The sequence below is a fragment of the Micromonospora sp. NPDC005254 genome, assembly GCF_042872525.1.
Taxonomy (GTDB): Bacteria; Actinomycetota; Actinomycetes; order Mycobacteriales; family Micromonosporaceae; genus Micromonospora.
The window spans coordinates 590,173-611,299 of the sequence record NZ_JBIAKM010000004.1; the positions used below are offsets into that span (position 1 = coordinate 590,173).

The window sequence follows — 21,127 nt, forward strand, 5'->3', positions numbered from 1 at the left end:
AGCCACTACCGCCCTCAGGCGACACTCAGCTCGCGGTGCTCCGCCGTGAGCTGGTTACCCTAGCCGCGCCCGGAAATACTCGATCGTGCGTCGCAGGCCGTCTTCGGGCGTCACGGTCGGCTCGTATCCGAGCAGTTCACGGGCGAGGGTCAGATCGGGGCGGCGCATCTCCGGGTCGTCCGAGCTGCGGGTGATGTACGTCACCTGCGAGCTGCTGTCGGAGAGCGACACGATCAACTCGGCGAGTTGACGCATGGACATCTCGTGCTCGGTGCCGCAGTTGACCGGGCCGGTCTCGGTCGAGTCGAGCAGCAGCAGGATGCCCCGCACCAGGTCCTCGACGAAGCAGATCGACCGGGTCTGGTTGCCGGTGCCGTGCACGGTGATCGGCTCGCCGCGCAGCGCCTGGGAGATGAAGGTGGGGATGGCCCGGCCGTCGTCCGGGCGCATCCGCGGGCCGTACGTGTTGAAGATCCGGACGATCGCCGCGTCCAGCCCGCGGTAGCGGTGGTACGCCATCGTGGCCGCCTCGGAGAAGCGCTTCGCCTCGTCGTAGACGCTGCGGACGCCGATGGGGTTGACGTTGCCCCAGTAGGTCTCGCGCTGCGGGTGCTCCTTCGGATCCCCGTACGCCTCGGAGGTGGAGGCCATCAGGAACCGGGCGCCGTCGGCGACCGCGCGCTCCAGCAGGTGCAGGGTGCCCACCGAGCCGACCCGGAGGATCTCCACGGGCAGTTGCGCGAAGTCGGTGGGGCTGGCCGGCGAGGCCATGTGCAGGATCGCGTCGAACCGCTCGGCCATTGCCGGGTGGTGCGTCGGCAGGCCGTCGGAGAGGTCCGCCTCGACCAGGGTGAAGGTTGGCCGGTCGAGCAGGTGGGCGACGTTCTCCTTGGAGCCGGTGACGAAGTTGTCCAGCGCCACCACCGTGCAGCCCCGGGCGATCAGGGAGTCGACCAGGTGCGACGGGACGAAACCGGCGCCGCCGGTGACGAGAACGCGGTGACCGGAACCGAAGCGCTCAGCAACCTTCATGCCGGTCAGCCTACCGACCCCTGTTTACCGCAAGAGGCCCCCTGTTGACGCGTGGCGTCAACAGGGGGCCCGTGCCGCGGGTCAGTGGGCGCCCGAACCGGTGAGGGCGCGCACCTCCAGCTCCGCGTACTTCGCCTCGTCGTTCTCCTTCGAGATGAGGGTGCCGATCCACCCGCACAGGAAGCCGAACGGGATGGAGAGGATGCCCGGGTTGGACAGCGGGAACCACTGCCAGTCGTGGTCCGGGAACATCGACGTCGCCGCGCCCGAGACCACCGGCGAGAAGAACACCAGCAGCACGGCCGAGAGCAGACCGCCGTAGATCGCCCACACCGCGCCGGAGGTGTTGAACCGCCGCCAGAACAGGCTGTAGAGGATCGCCGGCAGGTTGCCCGAGGCGGCGACCGCGAAGGCCAGCGCCACGAGGAACGCCACGTTGAGGTTCTGCGCGTAGATCGACAGGAGGATGGAGATCGCGCCGATCACCAGGGCGGAGATCCGGGCGACCCGTACCTCCTGGCGCTCCGACGTCTCGCCCTTCTTCAGGACGTTCGCGTAGAAGTCGTGCGCCAGGCTGGACGAGGAGGCCAGGGTCAACCCGGCGACCACCGCCAGGATGGTGGCGAAGGCGACCGCCGCGATGATCGCGAGCAGGGCCGCTCCACCGAGGTCGCCGCCGAAGAAGTCGATGCCGAGCGCCTCGGCCAGCTGCGGCGCGGCGGTGTTGCCGGCCTTGTCCTGCGCGGTGATCGCCTTGCTGCCCACCAGCGCCGCCGCACCGAAGCCGAGGGCCAGGGTGAGCAGGTAGAAGGTGCCGATGATGCCGATGGCCCAGAGCACGCTCTTGCGGGCCGCCTTGGCGGTCGGCACGGTGTAGAAGCGGATCAGGATGTGCGGCAGGCCGGCCGTGCCGAGCACCAGCGCGATGCCGAGCGACAGCAGGTCGACCTTGTTGTAGAAGGTCTGTGTCGCGTTACCCGCCACCTCGACGCCGTAGCGCAACCCCGGTTCGAGGAACGCGCTGCCCTTGCCCGAGGACGCGGCGGCGTCGCCGAGCAGCGACGACAGGTTGAACTTGTACTTCGCCAGCACCAGGATGGTCATCAGCAGCGCGCCGGTCATCAGCAGGAACGCCTTGACGATCTGCACGTACGTGGTGCCCTTCATGCCACCCACGGTCACGTAGATGATCATCAGAGCGCCGACCATGATGATGGTCGCCACCTTGGCGGTGGCCGCGTCCATGCCGAGGAAGGTCGTTCCCGGCTTGATGCCGAGCAGCAGCGCGACCAGCGCGCCGGCGCCCACCATCTGGGCCAGCAGGTAGAAGATCGACACCGTGATGGTGGAGACCGCCGCCGCCGTCCGCACCGGACGCTGACGCATCCGGAAGGCCAGCACGTCGGCCATCGTGTACCGGCCGGAGTTGCGCAGCAGTTCGGCGACCAGCAGGAGCGCCACCAGCCAGGCGACCAGGAAGCCGATCGAGTAGAGGAAGCCGTCGTAGCCGTAGAGGGCGATGATGCCGGCGATGCCGAGGAACGAGGCGGCGGACATGTAGTCGCCGCCGATCGCCATGCCGTTCTGGAAGCCGGAGAAGGAACGACCGCCCGCGTAGAAGTCGGTCGCCGTCTTCGTCTGCCGGCTGGCCCAGATGGTGATGCCCAGGGTCACCGCCACGAACACCAGGAACAGCGTGATCGTCAGGTTGCGGGCCGTGTGGTTGCCGGCCTCGGCCGCGAGGAGCGGATTAGCCGCGAGGACCGTCTTCATGGGTCACCTCCCCGATCTCGGCACGGATCCGGTCGGCGACCGGGTCGATCTTCCGGTCCGCGTACCGGGAGTAGAGCCAGGCGATCACGAACGTGGAGACGAACTGGAGCAGGCCGAAGACCAGCGCGACATTGATGTTGCTGCCGAACAGCTTCGTGCCCATGAAGTCCCGGGCGTACGCGGAGAGAATGACGTAGAGCGCATACCACAGGAAGAACGCGACGGTCATCGGGAAGACGAAGCCGCGTAGCGCGCGGCGCAGCCCGGCGAACTCGTCCGACCGTTGCACGGCCAGGTACTTGTCCGGCTGGGAAGCGGTCGGCGCGGGTGTGTCCGTGGACATCTGTGGATCACCACCTTCACAGGCGTCGGGGGTAGTTTCGCGCACCGTAGAGAGCAGGCTCCCCGACGGGGAAGGCCGAGATCGACCCTGGTCGTCGAGTGCGCCGAGCGGTTGGCTGGCTGCGCCGAGTGACCCAGGTCACTCCGGTGACCGGTCGGTCCGGACGGGCCGCCCAGGTCAGCCCGGCAGCTCGTGGTAGCGCCCCCGGTAGTGCAGCAGCGGCGTGGCCTCCTCGGCCAGGTCGACCACCTCGATGGTGGCCTCCACCAGCAGACCCCAGCCGTACTCCCGGGCGGTGTCCAGGCGGCAGCCCACCCAGCCGCCGGCGTCGGTCGGCACCGGCCCGTAGGGCGTGTCGGTCCACGTGCCGGTGGCGAACAGCCCACCCGGGGCGGGAAAGAGGCCGGCGAACCGGTCGGCGAGCTGGCGGTGCGCCGGGCCGAGCGGCGCGACCGCGAACCGGCCCGCCTCCTCGACAGCGGCCCAGAGGTCGGACTCCGCGTCGATCAACCCGAGCAGCCGGTCCGGCTCCCCCTCGGCGACCAGGGTGGACGAGACGGTCAGGCCCGCCGGGCCGGGCGCCGTCCAGAGGGTCACCGGCGCGGCGAGCCGGCCCCGCAGCCGGCGGACCGGCGACCGCTGCCCGGTCGGCACCGCGAACGGGTCGGTGTGGTGGATCTCGGCACCCGGCTCATGATTCACGTGAAACATTGTGCCGCCCCGGCCCCGCGCCCAACCCAGGAAGCGCTCGTGCAGGTCGGCGGGTCGCCCGTTGAGCCGGGCGAGCTGATCGCCCGCCTCCACCATCAGGGTGCCCAGGTAGACCAGCAGCGCGGTGCGGTCGTGCCGGTAGTCGGCGAGCAGCGCCAGCCGCGCCGGCTGACACGGCCAGGGCGCGCCGCAGCCCCGACACCGCCACAGCGGCCGCATCGGCACGTGCGGCCGGCTCACCACGGCCCTCCGTTCGCCAGTACCGGCAGCACCCGCCGGCCTTCGCGCGCTCTGGGCGGAGGGCGGCTCGCTGTGGTGTCCGGCGTCCGGGCGCGACATGCCGCGCCCCGGCCCGCGCCGTCCCGGGCGCCGCCCGTCGGCCGCGCGCCCGCCGGTGGCCGACCCGGCACGGCCGTCGACACCGCGGCCTTCCTCCTGAGGTACGACCACCGCGCCCCGTTCCCACCGAGGACTGACCCGATCATGAGCGATCCCCTCCCAGTCGACGAGGGCCGCCCCGATCGGGGGATGACCGGGGCGGCCCGACGCAGGACCGACCGCCGGGACGTCGCCTCCACCGGCCGGGCCGCGCGTTCTCCACCCTGGACTCCCGGCTGTGGGCAGGGGAGGATTCCAGGGCTTACTACGCAGCGCGGTCACGTACTTACCGGGAAGGTAAGGATGAACATCGAGATGTGGGTACGGGCGTTGAAGGCCGCCCGGGCGGGTGCCGAGGTTTCCCAGGAAGCACTGGCGACCGTGATCAGGTGGAGTCCGTCCACGGTGGCCGCCATCGAGACCGGCCGACGCCGGCCGACCATGGAGTTCGCGGTCGCCGCGGACGACGCTCTCGCCACCGGCGGCCTCCTCGCCGAACTCCTCAGGGCCGCCGACCGACAGAGGCTGCCGAGTTGGTTCGTTCCGTGGCGCCACCACGAGGAGGAGGCGATCCGGCTGTGTGAATTCGAGCCGTGCCTGATTCCTGGCCTGCTCCAGACCGAGGCCTATGCCCGAGCGGTGATCTCGGCCGGTGGCCTGAACCCGGTCAACGTGGTGAACGACCTGGTCGCGGTCCGGTTGGATCGGCAGCAGTTGTGGCAGCGCGCAGAGCCGCCCCAGTGCGTGTTTGTCCTGGACGAGATCGCCCTACGACGCCCGGTGGGTGGGCCGGCGGCACTGGACGCTCAGCTCGGTCGCCTGTTGGAACTCGCCGTCCTGCCCAGCGTCAGGTTGCACGTGGTGCCGCTCGATATCGGGGCGCACGTCGGCCTGACCGGTGGATTTCTGCTCGCTGAACTGCCCGATGGAGAACGGGTCACCTACGTGGAGGACGTCGCTCGTGGACACGTCATTGACGACCCGGACGTCGTTCGTCTGATTGGTCGGAAATGGGATAGCCTGCTCGGCGAGGCGCTGTCCGCTGGCGCTTCGCTGGATCTGATCCGGAAGCTGAAGGTGACGCCATGACCGTTGCTCAACCGCTTTGGCGGACGTCGACCAGATCCGGCGACACCGGTGGTGCCTGCGTCGAGGTGGCGGACAATCTGCCCGGAGTCGTGCTGGTCCGGGACAGCAAGGATCGCTCCGGTCCGGCGCTCACCTTCGCTCCGGCCGCCTGGCGTGACTTCGTCGCCCAGGCCGCCCAGAGGGCCCACGGCACCGGTCGAAACGCCGGTTAACGACGCGGGGTGACCGTGGCCAGCAGTTCCGGCTGACGGCGGTCCAGCACGTCACCGGCCAGGTACGCGCCCAGCAGCGCCGCCCCCAGCCCGTACGCCGCGCCGACCGGGAGGGCCAGCCAGAGCCAGGCGTCGCCGAGCAGCGCGGCGGCCACCACCATCGGCACCGCGACCACCGCCGTGGTGATCATGGACAGCAGGGTGAGCAGGCCCTTCGCCACGCCCGCGCCACTGTTCATCGCGAACGGGTTGCTCGTCTCCGGCAGCGCGTACGCCGCGAGCACCGACACGAAACTGTTCACCGCCAACCCGACACCGTAGGTGGCGGCCAGGCTGCCCACCATCAGCCCGATCCATGCCGGTCGAGCGAGCAGCGCCGACAGCACCACCGCGACGACCGCCAGCATCGGCAGGACGTACAGCGAGAACGCGGTCATCCGCGCGCGCAGCTCGACCCGGCCGGGCACGCCCGCCACGACGTTCGCCGCGTACGCGTTGCCGTCGAAGCCGAACTGGTTGGCCAGGGTGACCGACGCGAGCACGCCGACGAAGAGCAGCGAGATGGTGACCACGACCGGCGAGCTGTCGCTGGTGGCCGCCGTGAACCCCGCGCCGTCCTCGGCCGCGAAGTCCCCGCCCGTGACATTGATCAACACGGGTACGAAGATGCCGACCACCGCGATCGTGATCAGGCTGGCCCGGCGACGGGCGTCCCGCCACCAGTAACGGGCCTCCCGGGCGACCAGCGCGCCGAACCGGTCCCGTCGGGCCCAGCCCGCGGCCCGGGGAAACAGTTGGGCGACCGCCCCACCGGTGACGCCGCGCTGGGCGGGGGCCTTGCCGGTGCTCGCCGTGCCCACCATCGCCGACTCCAGCGAGCGGGACCACCAGGCCAGCAGGGCGACGATCGCCGCCACCGTGATCAGCAGCTTGAGCGGGGCGGCCCACACCCGTCCCTGCGCCACGTCGATGCCGGCGGTCCAGGGTGCCCCGAACGGCGTCCACCCGAGCACCGTCGCGGCACCGGTCAGCCGGGTCCAGTCCGTCTCGCGCAGCGCCGCCAGGCCGAAGACCTGCAACGGACCGAGCAGCGCGGCGGCCACCGCCAGCAGCACGGCCGCCAGATCCCGCACCCGGCGGGACCGCAACATACTGGCGAATGCGCTGGTCACCGCCCGGCTGGCGGCCACGCAGAGCAACAACCCGGCGAGTACGCCGACCAGGGCCACCAGGCCGGCGGACCAGCCGCCCAACGCCCAGGCGGTCAGCACCAGCCCCAGCACGGCGACCGACATCGCCAGCACCGGCACGCTGACCAGCGCGGCGGCGAACAGGCCGGTGACCAGCGTGCGGCGCGGCAGCGGCAGCAGCGCGAACCGGGCCGGGTCCAGGGTCTCGTCCACGCCGAAGAAGACCAGGGGCAGCAGCAGCCAACCGAGCACCAGCAGGCCACCGCCGGCGGCCGCGACCAACACCGCGTACCTGCCGTTGCCGGCCAGGCCCGGCGCGGCGAAGAGGAAGAAGGCGCTGGCCGCGAACCACAGCCCGACCAGCGCGCCACCGATGAACAGCGCGATCCGCCAGCCCTGACCCCGGAAGTTGTTGCCCATCACCCGCAGCTTGAGCCGCACGAAGTGCCGGGCGGAGACCGTCCGCGCCGGACCGGCGGGCGCGGCGGCGACGTTCACCGGGAGAGCCATGACAGCTCGTCACCGGTCGCGGTGCGCCCGCCGACCACCTCGACGAAGACCTGCTCCAGCGACCGGCCGCCGCGGACGTCAGCGATCGTGCCGACCCGCTTGATGGCCCCCTGGGCGAGGATCGCCACGTGCGAGCACAGCCGCTCGACGACCTCCATCACGTGACTGGAGAAGATCACCGTGCCACCGCCGGCCGCGTACCGGGTGAGGATGTCGCGGATCAGCGCCGCCGACACCGGGTCGACCGCCTCGAACGGCTCGTCCAGCACCAGCACCCGGGGGCCGTGCAGCAGCGCGCAGGCCAGGCCGATCTTCTTCTTCATGCCCGCCGAGTAGTCCACCACCAGCGTCCGGCCGGCGTCGCCGAGCGCCAGCACGTCGAGCAGCTCGGCGGCCCGCTGGTCGACCACGGCCGGGTCCATCCCCCGCAGCAGTCCGTGGTACGCCAGCAGCTCCGCACCGGTCAGCCGGTCGAACAGCCGTACCCCGTCGGGCATCACGCCGAGCAGCCGCTTGGCCGCGACCGGATCGCGCCAGACGTCCTGGCCGAGCACCCACGCCGAACCGGCGTCCGGCCGCAACAGCCCGACCGCCATCGACAGGGTGGTGGTCTTGCCGGCGCCGTTCGGGCCGAGCAGACCGTAGAAGGAGCCGGCCGGTACGTCCAGATCGACGCCCGCCACCGCGATCGTGCCGTCGAACCGCTTCGCCAGGCCACGCAGCGCGAGCGCGGGGTGCTCACCAGTCATGGGCCCGACGTTATCCGTCGATCGCCAGTTCCGCCGTCCAGCGGCGGATGGACCCGGGGTCATCCCCGAGTCGGAGTTCGTAGCCTTACAGCGCCGCCACCCCGCCCCGGTGAGCGTTGCCGTCGCCATATCGCCGAGGTGGGGCTGTGCAGACGTCCGGATGCCCCCACATCGCCGATCTGGAATCAGCTACGCGCGCTGCCTCACAGGCGCAACGCTTCGGGGGTGTGCAGGCGCAGCATGGTGGCGGCGACGTCGGCCGGCGCCCGTCGGCGGGTCGCCATGGACACCGCGACCATCACGGTGAACGCCAGCGGCACCGTCCAGGCGGCCGGCTGCGCGGTGAGCGTGGCGGGCCAGCCCGACAGCGGCGGGCCGAGCACGGTGACCAGCACCGCTCCGATCGCCGCCCCACCGCCGGCCAGCACACCGGCGGCGGCGCCCAGGTCGGTCAGCCCTCGCCACCAGATGCCGAGCACCAGCAGCGGGCAGAAGCTCGACGCGGCGACCGCGAAGGCCAACCCGACCACCTGGGACACGTCCAGCCCGGAGACGTGCAGGGCCAGCGCCGTCGGCACGCCCCCGGCGATGATGGTGGCCAGCCGGAAGCCGCGCACCGAGCCCCGGCCGAGCACGTCCGTCGAGATCACCCCGGCGACGCTGGTCAGCAGCCCCGACGAGGTGGAGAGGAAAGCCGCGAACGCTCCCGCCGCGACCAGCGCGGCGAGCAGCCGCCCGACCAGCCCGTCACCGAGGGCCGCGCCGGGCAGCAACACCACCACCGCGTCGGTCTGCCCGCTGACGAGCAGCTGCGGTGTGTAGATCCGGCCCAGCACCCCGTACAGGGTGGGCAGCAGGTAGAAGGCACCGACCAGGGCCAGGACCACAAGCGTCGTCCGCCGCGCCGCCGCGCCGTCGGGGTTGGTGTAGAAGCGGACCAGCACATGCGGCAGGCCCATCGTGCCGAGGAACGTGGCCAGGATCAGGGAGTACGTCCCGAACAGGCCCCGGTCGTCGTCGCCGGCGGCGCTGGGCAGCAACCAGTCCCCCGCGTCGGTGGCCACCCCGGACACCTCCGGCACCGGGTCACCGGCGGCGAAGGTCAGCTCGTCGCCGGGGCGTACCTCTCGGATGTCGCCGTCGGCCAGGGTGAGGGTCGCGCGGTGCTCGACCACGACTGTGGTCGCGGCCCGGAACGTCGGCCCGTCGGGCGGCGTCACCGCCGGGCGGCCGTCGGCCTGCCACTGCAACGCCAGGAAGATCACCGGTACGGCGAGAGCGGTCAACTTGAGCCAGTACTGGAACGCCTGGACGAAGGTGATCGCCCGCATCCCGCCGAGCGCCACGTTCGCGGTGACCACGGCGGCCACCAGAAGGGCGCCCACGGGGTACGGGGAGCCGGCCACCGTGGCCAGGGTGAGCCCGGCGCCCTGCAACTGCGGCACCAGGTAGAGCCAACCGATGAAGATCACGAAAGCCGTGGCGAGGATGCGCAGACGACGGGACCCCAGCCGCAGCTCGCAGAAGTCGGGCAGCGTGAACGCGCCGGAGCGGCGCAGCGGCGCGGCCACGAACAGCAGCAGGGCCAGGTAGCCGGCGGCGAACCCGACCGGATACCAGAGGACGTCCACGCCGTACTTGAGGACGAGGCCGGCGATGCCGAGGAAGCTCGCGGCCGACAGGTACTCCCCGCCGATGGCGGCGGCGTTCCAGGTCGGACTGATCGCCCGGGACGCGACCAGGAAGTCGGAAGTGGTCCGTGCCAGCCGCAGCCCGTAGAAGCCGATCCCGACGGTGACCAGCGTGACCGCGACGATGGCCGGAACCACGTAGTCGTTGCCCACGTCAGCGCTCCGGCCGCTGCACCAGGTCGGTGAAGTCCTGCTCGTTGCGCTCGGCCAGCCGCACGTACGCCCAACCCACCGCGATCAGGAACGGGAACGAGACCAAGCCGAGCAGCAGCCAGGGCAGGTTGACGCCGGCCACGGTGGTCCGGCCGAGCGACGGTGCGATGGCGAACAGCCAGGGCAGCCCGCCCAGCCCGATGACGACCACCAGCGACAGCCGCAACGCCAGCGCGAGCTGGGCACGGACCAGGCCGCGAACCAGCGCCTCGCCGACCTGGGTCTGCTGGGCCAACTCGGCGCGGGTCCGCTCGGAGCGGGTGTCCCGCCGGGTGATGTCGGCCAACACGATCCGGGCCCGCCGGGGCGGCGGTACCGCACCGCCCGACCCCACGTCAGACAGTTGCTCGGCCACCCCGGCAGTCTTGCCCGCCCAGCGCGATTGTCAAGCGTTCGCGCTCACCAGCGCAGCTGAGCGGCACAGTTCGCCGCGCTGCTGGTCACCTGGGTCGCGTCCAGGACGGACCGGGCCCGTTCCCGGCCGAGGTTCGTCGCCCAGAAGCCGTCCTCGGGCAGCTCGAAGGCGATCCCCCGAAGCGCGCACGTCCGCATCGGCTCGGGCAGCCGGGCCAGGGCCGGTACGGCATCGGCCGACAGCCCGGAGAGGTAGGTGAGGTCGAGGCGGCCGGTTTCGAGGTACCTGTCGACGTTCCGGTCCGCGATCAGTCGGTCCGGGTTGACCAGGGCCAACCCCAGCAGCGCCAGCACCGCGGTGCCGATCACCAGTCGGGGCAACCAGTCGGCCCGTAGCCGCGCCACCGCCACGCCGACCAGGACGAAGAGCACTCCGAGCGACAGCTCGACGGTCGCCACGAAGAGCCGCAGCCGGGTGGCGCCGTACGCGTCGGCATAGACCTGCATGCGGTAGAGCGACGAGGCGACGACGACCAGGCTGAGTGCCGTGAGCACACCGAGCAGCACCCGGACCAGCAGCCGGTCGGCACCGGTGGCCTTCGGTGCCCGGCGGGCCGCGACGGCGATCACCAGCAGGGTGAGCGCGGTGACGGCGAGCAGTTGCCAGAACCCGCTTCGGGCGTACTCGGCGTAGGTGAGGCCGGCCGTACGCAACACGTGCCCCGCGCCTCCGAAGAACACGGTCAACTGCACCAGTACGAAGGCGGCGAACAGGGCGTCGAGCAGCACCAGCGGCAGGGCCCACTCCAGCCGGTGCACCGGCCGGCCCGGCTTCGCCCGCAGACTGTCCAGGTCGGGCGGCCGGCTGACCAGGTACGCGCCGCCGAGCAGGCCCAGGCCGATCAGCCCGAGGCGTACCACCCAGCCGACCACACCGCCCGGCGAGATGTCCGGCAGGAGGCCCGCCAGCAGATCGGCGAAGACCGCGTCGGCGGAGGAGAACAGCAGACCGAACAGCGTCAGCAGACCGACCGAGATCGCCAGGCTGGTCACGATCCGCCCGATCCCGGGCCCGGACGAGCGGGTGCGGTGCAGCCCGCGTACCGCCCAGGGGAGCGCTCGGACCGTCGCGGCCGGCGGCAGCGTCACGGCCAGCAGCATCCCGAACGGGGTCCGGCCACCGGTCACCGCGAGCGTCGCGGTCACCGCGGCGGCGAGCAGGCAGAGCACGAAGAGCCAACCGGCGGCCCGGACCGTGCCGACGGCGATCAGCGCGACCGTCGCGGCAGCCCAGGCGACCTGCGCCGCCCGCCCCGGTGCCCCCGTGGCACCGGGACGGACGGTGGTCGCGGCCGCTGGCGAAGCCGCCGCCGGGGTCGGACCCGGCACGGCGGTTGGACTCGGTGCAGCGGTTGGACCCGGTGCAGCGGTTGGAGCCGGCACGGCGGTTGCAGCCGGTGCAGCGGTTGGCGTGGCGGCGGTGGGAGTCGGCGCAGCCGTCGCGGCTGCCGCAGCCGTCGCGGCTGGCGGGGCCGGCGTGGCCGCCGGTGGCCGCGCGGCGCTGGTGGCGGCCGTCGTGGCGGCGTCCGGAGTCGACGCGAGGGTGGTGGCTCCCGCAGTTGCGGCTGGCGTGCCGGCGGAGGTCGACTCGGCGGTGGCCGCAGCGGGCGCAGTGGTCAGCGGCGGCGCGCCCGGTGCGCTGGGCGGCAGTCCCGGTCGGGGATCCGGTGCAGGGGACGCGGCGCGTTCGGTCAGGTCGGTTGCGGCGGACGGCGTGCCGGACCGGACGACGACTTTGGCGGTGGCGAGCGCGGCGGTGGCCGCCAATGCGGCGACCAGCCAGCCCAGTCCGGGCCGGACCACAGTCAGCACCGAGGCGCCGACGACCGCCGCCGCCGTCAACACGCCCAGGAGCAGCGGATGGGCGGTGCCGGTCGGCCCCGGCCAGCACCGCGCGAGCAGCGACGGTGGCCGTGGTCGGACGGGCTGGGCCGGCCAGGGTTGCGGTGGCCAGGGTTGGGGCCGGCCGGCCGTCGACGGGGGCGTCGGCCCGGGGCCGGCCCAGGCCTGGCCGGGCTGGGCGGCCTGGCCGGGCTGAGCGGGCTGGCCGGGCTGGGAGGCCTGGGCGGGCGGGGTGGGCTGCGGTCCGGTCGGTCCGGTCGGTCCGGTGGCCGGTGCGGACGTGCTGCCGGGGCTGGTCATGCGGCCTCTTCTCGGTGTGGCCCGTTGCTCGGGATGGTGACCCGGATGCGGCAACCGGGCTGGGAGTTTCTGGCGGCTCCGGCCGGGTCGAGGACCCCGATCTGACCGCCGTGCAGTTCGACGACCCAGCGGGCGATGGCCAGGCCCAGGCCGGTCCCACCGCCGGCCGCCCGGTCGCCGCGGGTGAACCGCTCGAACACCCGGGAACGCTCGGCCGTTGGAATGCCCTGCCCCTCGTCGCTCACCTCGACGTGGAGTTGGCCGGCGTGTTCCTCGGCGCTCACCCGCACGGTGCCGCCGGGTGGGCTGTGCCGCGCCGCGTTGTCCAGCAGGTTCGCGAACACCTGGTGCAGCCGCCACGGGTCCGCGCGCACGGTCAGCGGCACCGCCAACTCGCGGAGTCGGAAGTCCACGTCGAGCCCCGCCCCGGCGGCGCTGGCGGTGGCGTGCTCCACCGCCTCGTCCAGGAAGTCCCCCACGTCGATGCGGACCCGGCGCAGCGGCACCACCCCGGCGTCGAGACGGGACAGGTCGAGCAGGTCGGCGACGAGATGGCCGAGCCGTTCGGTCTGGGACAGCGCCGCGCGCAGGGCCGCCGGCTCCGGCTCGGCCACCCCGTCCACCATGTTCTCCAGTACGCCCTGCAAGGCGGTGATCGGCGTACGCAGCTCGTGGGAGACGTTGGCGATCAGCTCGCGTCGGCGCTGGTCCGCCGCGTGCAGGTCCTCGGCCATCTTGTTGAACGCCTGGGCCAGCTCACCCACCTCGTCGCGGGAGGTGGCGCGCACCCGACGGGTGTAGTCGCCGCGGGCCATCGCCCCGGCGGCCGCCGTCATCTCGCGCAGCGGCGAGGTCATCCCGTGGGCGAGCACCTGCGAGGTGACCAGCGCGATGCAGATGACGGTGATCGACGTGCCCGGCGGGAGCCAGCCGATGCCGTACCAGAAGTAGCCGATGGCCACCGCCCAGGAGGCGACCAGCAGGACGCCGAGCTTCATCTTGATCGAGCGGACCGGGTCCAGCGGGCGAGGCAGCGCCCGGTCCAGCCAGTCCACCACTCGGTGGTTGGTCACGCGGGCACCTCCAGGGCGTACCCGACGCCGTGCACGGTCCGGATGAGATCGGCGCCGAGCTTGCGCCGCAGGGCCTTGACGTGGCTGTCCACGGTGCGGGTGCCGGTGCCTTCGGCCCAGCCCCACACGTCGGCGAGCAGCCGCTCCCGGGGAAGCACGGTGCGGGGCCGACCGGCGAGGTGGATCAGGAGGTCGAACTCGGTCGGTGTGAGGTGCACGTCCGCGCCGGAGCGCCGAACCCGCCGCTCGGCCTCGTTGATTTCGATGTCGCCGAGCCGGATGGCGGGTGCCGCGGGGGTCGCGGCCCGTTCCATCCGGCGCAGCAGCACGTGTACGCGGGCGGCCAGCTCGCGCATCGAGAACGGCTTGGTGAGGTAGTCGTCCGCGCCGACCGCGAGCCCGACCAGCAAATCGGTCTCGTCGTCGCGGGCGGTGAGCATCAGCACCGGCACCGGCCGGACGGCCTGGATCCGCCGGCACACCTCCAGGCCGTCGAAGCCGGGCAGCATCACGTCGAGGACGACGAGGTCCGGCTGGCCGGTCCGGAACCGCTCGACCGCGCTGGGGCCGTCCGTGGCGATCTCCACGGCGAAACCCTCGGCGCGGAGTCGGGCGGCGACCGACTCGGCGATGGTGCGTTCGTCCTCGACGACCAGGACCCGGCGTTCCTTCATGGGGTCTGACTGTAGGGAGCCACCGTGGAGATCAGTGGGTGGCATTGTGAATAACCTGTGGAGAACGGTTCACCCCTGTGGATAACCCGAGGGCCATGACAGGTGGCCTCGGCGAACCCCCGAGCCTCGTTGTGGACGACCGAGCGAGCCGTCGGGGTGGCCCGTGCGCCGGTTACTCCAGGCCGACGCGTACCGGGCGGGCCGAGGCGGAGCCGAGCCAGGTGTGCGGATTGCCGTACCAGCACCAGCCCAGCTTCGGGGCGCCCTGGCTGATCCACAGGGCGGGCACCCGCTTGTCACCGCACCGGGAGCCGACCAGCGAGAAGCACCTGTTGCTGGCCAGCGCCTCCGGATGAAGCGTGATGAAGGCGAGCCCCTCGTCGATGGTGAGCGGCAGCCGATCCTGGGCGGTCATGCCCTCCATCGCCGCGGCCGGGGCGAGGTTGCGGAACTCCTCGCCCCGGTCGACGTCGAAGAGCAGGTACGCCGGCCCGGCGGGCACCTCCAGCTCCTTGATCGGGTCGAAGCGCGGCAGGTCGCCCTCGGCGTAGTGCCGGTCGAGGAAGCCGGGCTTGCGCTTGCCGGCCAGGGTGGTGAGTGCGAGCCGGGGCTCCACCCCGACCAGGTCCCGCGTGACGACCAGCAGGAACGGCACCCGGGCGTCGGTGGGCGCGGGCAGGCCGGCGGCGCCGTCGACCGCGCGGGCCCGCAGCGGCGCGACCAGGTCACGGAAGGCGCTCTCGGGCATCCCGGCCAGGGCCGGATAGCCCAGTCGCACCAGGTGGTCGAGTTGGCGGTCGAACTCGGTCTCGGCGTCGAACGGAGTCTCGTGCACGGCGGCCTCCCGGTTGTCGTATCGGCTATCGTACAACGTACGGGAGGGCCGGGAGCTTTCCCGCCTCAGCGACTCCAGTCCTGCTTCGCCGCCCTGACCAGCTTGTCCTTCAGCTCCCGGGTGTGCCGTCGGCTCACCGGCAGCTCGGTGGAGTCGACCACCACCACGTACCCGGAGTTCACCAGGCGCAGCTCCGCGATCAACTTCAACTGCACCAGGTACGACCGGTGCACCCGGACGAAACCGGCGTCCGCCCACCGCTCGGCGAGCGTGGCCAGCGAAACCCGCACCAGGTGCGACCCCTCGGCGGTGTGCAGCCGGGCGTAATCGCCCTGCGCCTCCACCCAGCGCACCGCCGAGCGCGGCAGCATCCGGGTGGTGCCGGCCAACTCGATCGGGATGGTCGGGTCCTCCTCGGCCCGGGCCAGCGCCGCCGGATGCGACGGCACCACCCGCGAGCCGATCACCCGGCGCAGCGACTCGGCCAGCCGTTCGGCGCGTACCGGTTTGCGCACGTAGTCCGTGGCACCCAGGTCGAACGCGTCCACCGCCCCGTCGTCGTACGCGGTCACGAACACGATCGCCGGCGGCCGGGCGAACCGGCGCAGCACCCGGGCCAGCTCCATGCCGTCCAGGCCGGGCATCCGGATGTCCAGGAAGACCACGTCCACGTCACCGTCGCGTAGCAGCCGCAGCGCCTCGGTGGCGTCCCCGGCGGTGTGCAGGCGGGCCACCCGGGGGTCGGCCCGCAGGTGGTACGCCAACTCGTCGAGCGCGGGCGGCTCGTCGTCCACCGCCAGCACCCGCAGGAAGCCGGTGGTCACGAGCCGGCCCGTACGCCCGGGTGGAACTTCGGCACCCGCATGCTCACCCGGGTGCCCGAGCCCAGCCCGGTCTCGACGACCAGACCGAAGCGGTCCCCGAAGACCGACCGCAGTCGCTCGTCGACGTTGGAGAGGCCGACGTGCTGACCCGGGTCGTCCCCCGGGTCGCCGGTGCTGCGGGCCAGCTCGGCGATGCCGGCGGTAAGCGTGGTCGGATCCATTCCCACCCCGTCGTCCTCCACCGTGATGTGGCATTCGGCGCCCGCGTCCCGGGCCTCGATGCTCACCATGCCCGTGCCCGGCTTGCGGGACAACCCGTGCCGGACGGCGTTCTCCACCAGCGGCTGAAGGCAGAGGAACGGGAGCGTCACCGGCAGCACCTCCGGGGCGATCTGCAACCGCACCTGCAACCGGTCCCCGAACCGGGCCCGCTCGATCGTCAGGTACCGGTCGATCGACCGCAACTCCTCGGCCAGCGTGGTGAACTCGCCGTGTGCCCGGAACGAGTACCTGGTGAACTCCGCGAACTCCAGGATCAACTCCCGGGCCCGCTCCGGGTCGGTGCGGACGAACGAGCCGATCGCGGTCAACGCGTTGTAGATGAAGTGCGGGCTGATCTGCGCCCGCAACGCCCGGACCTCCGCTCTCGCCAGCCGCTCCCGTGACGAGTCCAGCTCGGCCAGGGCGAGCTGGTTGCCCGCCCAGTGCGCCGTCTCCAGGGTGGCCTGGACCAGTCCCGGCGCCGGCACGCCGTCGGCGATCGCCACCAGTGCGCCGACCACCCGGGCGTCCGCCCCGTGCAGGGGCGCGACCACCGCCCCGCGGATCGGGCAGTCGACCCGGTCGCACCGCAGGTCGGACTCCCCGAGCACCGTCGAGCGCCCGGTGGCCACCGAGCGTTGGGCCGCCGCGAGCAGTTGCTCACCGTGGTGCGTGCCGCGCCCGTCGAGGGCGAGCACCTCGTCGGCGTCGGTGAGCGCCAGCCCGACCGCGCCCACCAGGGCCCGCAGATGGCGTACGGCCTTCGTCGCGCCCGCCGCGCTCAGCCCCGCCCGCAACGGCTCGGCGGCCAGCCCGGCGGTGTGCAGCACCTCGTAGGTGGCCCGTTGGGTGGCGGTGGCGATGCCGCGCCGGGCGCGCAGCCGCAGCACCGCCAGCAGGGCCGCGGTGAGCGCGGTGACCAGCGAGACGACGCCGACGACGGCGGAGAGGTTGCCACCCACGCAGCGATCCTGACGGCTCGCGGCCCTCCGCGCTAGTACGCGCCCTTGCGGGCGAGCACCACCCCGACGGTGCGCCACAGGATGCTCAGGTCGTACGCCAGCGACCAGTTGTCGACGTAGTACAGGTCCAGCCGGACGGCCTCGTCCCAGGACAGGTCGGAGCGGCCGGAGACCTGCCAGAGACCGGTCATGCCGGGGCGGACCAGCAGGCGACGCCGCACGTCGCCCAGGAAGTCGCCGTCGTCGGCCGGCAGCGGGCGGGGCCCGACCAGCGACATCTCACCCCAGAGCACGTTGATCAACTGCGGCAGCTCGTCCAGCGACGAGGCCCGCAGGAAGCGACCCACCGGGAAGACCCGGGGATCCTGCTTCATCTTGAACAGCATGCCGTCGGTCTCGTTCTGGTCGGTGAGGCTGGCCAGCCGGTCCTCGGCGTCGACGTACATGGTCCGGAACTTCCACACCCGGAAGGTGCGCCCCTCGTGCCCCACCCGGGGCTGGCGGAAGAACACCGGCCCGGGGTCGGAGATGCGGATCGCCACGGCGATGGCGACGAAGAGGGGGATCAACAGCAGCAGGCCCAGGCCGGCGGCGACCCGGTCCATCAGGTTCTTGGCCAGCAGCGCCGGCCCGGAGAGGGTCGGCTCCTCGACGTGCAGCAGCGGCAGACCCTCGATCGGCCGGATGTGCACCCGAGGGCCGGCGATGTCGGTCAACTGCGGTGCGACCACCAGGTCGACGCCGGAGCCCTCCAACTGCCAGGCCAGCCGGCGCAGTTCGCCCGGCTCGGCGCTGGCCGACCCGCAGACGGCGATGGTGTCCCCACCGACCTCGCGGACCAGGGCGAGGACGTCGCGGCCGGCGTGCACCGGCACCGGGGTCGGCACCCCGCGGGCCGCCGCGTACCCGTCGGTGATGTGGATCGCGACCGGGACCAGCCCGGCGTTCGGGCTGCGGGTGACCGCCGCGTAGACCTCCAGGCACTCCGGCAGGGTGCCGACCAGCACCATCCGGTGTGCCGCCTGGCCGGCCCGCCGGCGGATGTAGTGCAGCGCCCAGCGGGCGACGAAGCGGCCCCACAGGATCAGCAGGAGCGCCCCGAGCAGTGCCGTGCCGACCGTCCAGCGAGACAGCGCGGTCTTGGTGGCGAACGCGAGGAAGGAGACGCTGGCCGCGACCGTGACGGCGGCCCGGATGACCCGCTTGAACTCGTCCGGCCCGAGCCCCAGATAGCGCCGGTCGTACGCCCGGTTGCTCCAGAGGATGACCACCCAGCCGAGCGGCAACAGCAGGTAGGAGACGGTGTGGAACCAGGTCGGATCCTGGTTGGTGCCGGAGAAGCCGGAGGCGGCCTGGTCGAAGAGCTGGATCGCGATCCAACTGGCGAACGCCGCCGCGCCGAAGTCGAGCAGCAGCAGGATGGCGGTGTAGGGGCGGTGCCAGCGGGAGACACGGCGTCGCGCCCTGGCCCACGCCGACCGAGGGACGCCGTTGTGTGACGGCGGCGTCGGCGGCTGGATCTCGAAGCTGTCGACGTGCCGCACGAGTCTGCTCCGGCCTTCGTTGGATACCGGGCGCTGGAGGCTTGCCGTCACCTCACCCATGTCCTCCCGCATGACACGGGCCGCTCACTCGGCGTGAGGGCCCGGGTCGCCCACCGTCCCAGTCTCCCACGCGGGCTCCGACCGGTCGTCGCCCCGAAGGAGATTGGCGACCGATGGTGCCGGCGGGATCTGGCCGGCTCCGCACCATTTCAGAAGCCGGGGACCGGGCCACTATACCGATGGATGCGCGTGTGGCGAGAACGGTGGACGGGAGCTTCGGCTCAGTCTGGCCGATTCCGCTCCGTAGTCGCCGAGTGCAATTACTCACCGTACAAGTCGGGACAACCTTCGGTCAGCGAGCGGCTTGCCGCCCGTCTGGCACGTCGCGCAGTACTGCAGGCTCGAATCGGCGAACGACACATCGCGCACGGTGTCCCCGCAGACCGGGCAGGGCAGCCCGGTGCGGGCGTGCACCTTCAACCCGGACCGCTTCTCACCCTTCAGCTCGGCGGCACGCTGGCCGAGGGACCGCTCGACCGCGTCACCGAGCACCTGGCGGGTCGCCGCGTGCAGGGTGGCGAGTTGGGTGTCCGTGAGCCGGTCGGTGATCGCGAACGGGGACAGCTTCGCGGCGTGCAGGATCTCGTCCGAGTACGCGTTGCCCACCCCGGACAGCACCGACTGGTCGGTCAACACCCCCTTGACCTGTCCGCGCCGACTGCGCAGCCGCTCCGCGAAGGTGGGCAGGTCGGCGGCGAGCGCGTCCGGGCCCAGCTTGGCCACCCCCGGCACCGCGGCCGGGTCGGTGACCAGGTAGGCGGCCAGCTTCTTCTGGGTGCCGGCCTCGGTGAGGTCGAAGCCGGAGCCGTCGTCGAGGCGGACGCGCACCGCGATCGGGCCCTTGCCGGGTCGCAGCGGGGTGGTGGCCGGGAACGCCTCCCGGTAGTGCAGCCAGCCCGCCCGGGCCAGGTGCACCACGAGGTGCAGATCACCCTCGACGACCACGTCGAGGAACTTGCCGTGCCGGCGGGCGTCGACCACCGCCCGACCAGCGACCGCGGCGGGTGCCGGGTCGTACGTCTTCAGGGCGCTGATCGCGGCGATCTCCAGCCGGTCGACACGCCGCCCCACCGCGCGCTGCCGCAGGTAACCCGCGAGCGCCTCAACCTCCGGTAGTTCGGGCACCAGCCAACGGTAGCCTTCTTTCCCGTGAGAATCGTGGTGGCGCACAACCGGTACCGGGAAGCTCAGCCCTCCGGCGAGAACACGATGGTCGACTCGGAGATCGCTCAGCTCACCGCTGCCGGCGTCGAGGTGCTGCCCTTCATCCGCAGCTCGGACGAGATCCCGTCGATGTCGAAGGCGGCCAAGGCGCTGCTGCCGATCTCGCCGATCTGGGCGCCGCGTGCTCAGCAGGACCTGAGCCGGCTGCTCACCGAGCACCGCCCGGACGTCCTGCACCTGCACAACCCGTACCCTCTGATCTCGCCGTGGGTGGTGCGGACCGCGCACCGGCACGGCGTGCCGGTGGTGCAGACGGTGCACAACTACCGGCAGGTCTGCTCGTCGGGGATCTACTTCCGCGACGGGGTGATCTGCCAGGACTGCAAGGGTCGGGCGCTGGGCGTGCCGGCGATCAAGCACCGGTGCTACCGCGACTCGACGGCGCAGAGCGCGCTGATGGCGACCACCCTGGCCGTGCACCGGGGCACCTGGCGCTCGGTGGACCGGTACATCGCGCTCACCACTGCCATCGCCGACCACCTCCGCGATTACGGCATTCCGGACGACCGGATCGTCGTGAAGCCGAATGCCGTACCCGATCCGGGCCGGCCGGCCCCGCTGGGTGACGGCTTCCTCTACATGGCCCGGCTCTCGCCCGAGAAGGGTGTCGACCTGCTGCTGGACGCCTGGCGTCGCCATCCGGTGGGCACCCTGGGCACGCTGCGCGTGGCCGGTGACGGCGAGCTGCGCCCGCTGGTGGAGGCCGCCGCCGCCGAGCGACCCGACGTGGTCTACCTCGGTCAGCTCGACCGCGTCGGGGTACGCGCCGCGGTCGAGGCGAGCGCCGTGGTGATCGCGGCCTCGATGTGGCACGACGTGCTGCCGACCGTGATCATCGAGGCGCTGGCCAGCGGTCGGCCGGTGCTCGGCACCGCGTTGGGCGGCATTCCGTACCTCGTCGGAGCGGACGCCCCGCACGAGCCTGCCGGCACCGGCCCGGCCGAGACCGCCTCGGCGGTCGCCGGGGGCGGCGGGCCGGTCATGCCGGCCGGGATCGGCCTCGGCGAGGCAGGCTGGGTGGTGGCTCCGGAGCCGGCCGCGCTGGCGGCAGCCCTGCCGGTGGCCCGGGCCGGCGCGTCCGGGCTCACCCTGGCCGCCCGCGCCCGCTACGAGCGGACCTTCCACCCGGACGTGGTCACCAAGCAGCTCATCGACATCTACGCGGGGATGGCCCACGCCGTAACGCCGTAACTCCGGAGCGCGGGAGGAGAGCACCTACTGTT

At 72.3% G+C, this 21,127-nt stretch carries 20 protein-coding genes; 4 read left to right on the plus strand and 16 right to left on the minus strand.

The window, feature by feature from the left end:
- Window positions 1–54: 54 nt before the first annotated feature.
- The 4 genes from ACFYPR_RS15970 to ACFYPR_RS15985 form a co-directional block, all read right to left on the minus strand.
- Entirely contained in the window at window positions 55–1,032 is a 978-nt protein-coding gene (locus ACFYPR_RS15970) for an NAD-dependent epimerase/dehydratase family protein (protein ID WP_354855819.1), read from the minus strand.
- Window positions 1,033–1,113: 81 nt separating this feature from the next.
- Window positions 1,114–2,805: a cation acetate symporter gene (locus ACFYPR_RS15975; protein WP_355133797.1), complete on the minus strand. Its 1,692-nt coding sequence runs from the start codon at window positions 2,803–2,805 to the stop codon at window positions 1,114–1,116.
- On the minus strand, window positions 2,783–3,148 hold the full coding sequence (locus ACFYPR_RS15980) for a DUF485 domain-containing protein (protein WP_234582629.1): 366 nt from the start codon (window positions 3,146–3,148) through the stop codon (window positions 2,783–2,785). The genes ACFYPR_RS15975 and ACFYPR_RS15980 overlap by 23 nt, the downstream gene beginning before the upstream one ends.
- Before the next feature lie 177 nt (window positions 3,149–3,325).
- Window positions 3,326–4,078 carry a flavin reductase family protein gene (locus ACFYPR_RS15985; protein WP_387260656.1) on the minus strand — a complete coding sequence of 251 codons (753 nt, stop codon included), beginning with the start codon at window positions 4,076–4,078 and terminating at the stop codon, window positions 3,326–3,328.
- A 462-nt stretch (window positions 4,079–4,540) separates the two neighbouring features.
- Between ACFYPR_RS15985 and ACFYPR_RS15990 the strand changes: the two genes are divergently transcribed.
- On the plus strand, window positions 4,541–5,326 hold the full coding sequence (locus tag ACFYPR_RS15990; protein ID WP_387260658.1) for a Scr1 family TA system antitoxin-like transcriptional regulator: 786 nt from the start codon (window positions 4,541–4,543) through the stop codon (window positions 5,324–5,326).
- Entirely contained in the window at window positions 5,323–5,538 is a 216-nt protein-coding gene (locus ACFYPR_RS15995) for a DUF397 domain-containing protein (RefSeq protein ID WP_387260533.1), read from the plus strand. Before ACFYPR_RS15990 ends, ACFYPR_RS15995 begins: the two co-directional genes overlap by 4 nt.
- Here the strand turns inward: ACFYPR_RS15995 and ACFYPR_RS16000 are convergent.
- From ACFYPR_RS16000 to ACFYPR_RS16020, 5 genes are all read right to left on the minus strand, one after another.
- Window positions 5,535–7,238 carry an ABC transporter permease gene (locus ACFYPR_RS16000; protein WP_355063449.1) on the minus strand — a complete coding sequence of 568 codons (1,704 nt, stop codon included), beginning with the start codon at window positions 7,236–7,238 and terminating at the stop codon, window positions 5,535–5,537. The two genes, ACFYPR_RS15995 and ACFYPR_RS16000, sit on opposite strands and share 4 nt — an antisense overlap.
- Window positions 7,223–7,987: an ABC transporter ATP-binding protein gene (locus ACFYPR_RS16005; protein WP_266247300.1), complete on the minus strand. Its 765-nt coding sequence runs from the start codon at window positions 7,985–7,987 to the stop codon at window positions 7,223–7,225. The genes ACFYPR_RS16000 and ACFYPR_RS16005 overlap by 16 nt, the downstream gene beginning before the upstream one ends.
- Before the next feature lie 203 nt (window positions 7,988–8,190).
- A complete protein-coding gene (locus ACFYPR_RS16010) occupies window positions 8,191–9,831 on the minus strand; it encodes a cation acetate symporter (protein WP_387180704.1) in 1,641 nt (546 codons plus the stop codon).
- Window position 9,832: 1 nt separating this feature from the next.
- The gene (locus ACFYPR_RS16015) at window positions 9,833–10,246 is read right to left on the minus strand and encodes a hypothetical protein (RefSeq protein ID WP_354857349.1); all 414 of its coding nucleotides are present in this window, start codon (window positions 10,244–10,246) and stop codon (window positions 9,833–9,835) included.
- Between the two features lie 44 nt (window positions 10,247–10,290).
- On the minus strand, window positions 10,291–11,634 hold the full coding sequence (locus ACFYPR_RS16020) for a DUF4153 domain-containing protein (protein ID WP_387260536.1): 1,344 nt from the start codon (window positions 11,632–11,634) through the stop codon (window positions 10,291–10,293).
- Window positions 11,635–11,716: 82 nt separating this feature from the next.
- On the opposite strand from ACFYPR_RS16020, the gene ACFYPR_RS16025 reads away from it, so the two are divergent.
- Window positions 11,717–12,343, plus strand: a complete 627-nt coding sequence (locus tag ACFYPR_RS16025) for a hypothetical protein (RefSeq protein ID WP_387260538.1) — start codon at window positions 11,717–11,719, stop codon at window positions 12,341–12,343.
- A gap of 100 nt (window positions 12,344–12,443) precedes the next feature.
- Here ACFYPR_RS16025 and ACFYPR_RS16030 read toward each other — a convergent pair whose 3' ends face one another.
- The 7 genes from ACFYPR_RS16030 to ACFYPR_RS16060 form a co-directional block, all read right to left on the minus strand.
- Window positions 12,444–13,520, minus strand: coding sequence for a HAMP domain-containing sensor histidine kinase (locus ACFYPR_RS16030; RefSeq protein ID WP_355133785.1), 1,077 nt, complete (start codon window positions 13,518–13,520; stop codon window positions 12,444–12,446).
- Entirely contained in the window at window positions 13,517–14,194 is a 678-nt protein-coding gene (locus ACFYPR_RS16035) for a response regulator transcription factor (protein ID WP_355063457.1), read from the minus strand. Before ACFYPR_RS16035 ends, ACFYPR_RS16030 begins: the two co-directional genes overlap by 4 nt.
- A gap of 172 nt (window positions 14,195–14,366) precedes the next feature.
- Window positions 14,367–15,029, minus strand: a complete 663-nt coding sequence (locus ACFYPR_RS16040; protein ID WP_387260540.1) for a DUF5701 family protein — start codon at window positions 15,027–15,029, stop codon at window positions 14,367–14,369.
- A gap of 65 nt (window positions 15,030–15,094) precedes the next feature.
- A complete protein-coding gene (locus tag ACFYPR_RS16045; RefSeq protein WP_053651534.1) occupies window positions 15,095–15,853 on the minus strand; it encodes a LytTR family DNA-binding domain-containing protein in 759 nt (252 codons plus the stop codon).
- Window positions 15,850–17,076 (minus strand): histidine kinase, encoded by a 1,227-nt coding sequence (locus tag ACFYPR_RS16050; RefSeq protein WP_354857335.1) that lies wholly within the window; start codon window positions 17,074–17,076, stop codon window positions 15,850–15,852. Before ACFYPR_RS16050 ends, ACFYPR_RS16045 begins: the two co-directional genes overlap by 4 nt.
- Window positions 17,077–17,108: 32 nt before the next feature.
- A complete protein-coding gene (locus ACFYPR_RS16055) occupies window positions 17,109–18,680 on the minus strand; it encodes a sugar transferase (RefSeq protein WP_354857367.1) in 1,572 nt (523 codons plus the stop codon).
- Between the two features lie 264 nt (window positions 18,681–18,944).
- Complete coding sequence (locus ACFYPR_RS16060) at window positions 18,945–19,805, minus strand: Fpg/Nei family DNA glycosylase (protein WP_387180687.1); 861 nt, start codon at window positions 19,803–19,805, stop codon at window positions 18,945–18,947.
- 24 nt (window positions 19,806–19,829) lie between these two features.
- Here ACFYPR_RS16060 and ACFYPR_RS16065 point away from each other — a divergent pair, with 24 nt between their 5' ends.
- Window positions 19,830–21,095: a glycosyltransferase gene (locus tag ACFYPR_RS16065; RefSeq protein WP_387260543.1), complete on the plus strand. Its 1,266-nt coding sequence runs from the start codon at window positions 19,830–19,832 to the stop codon at window positions 21,093–21,095.
- Window positions 21,096–21,127: the final 32 nt, after the last annotated feature.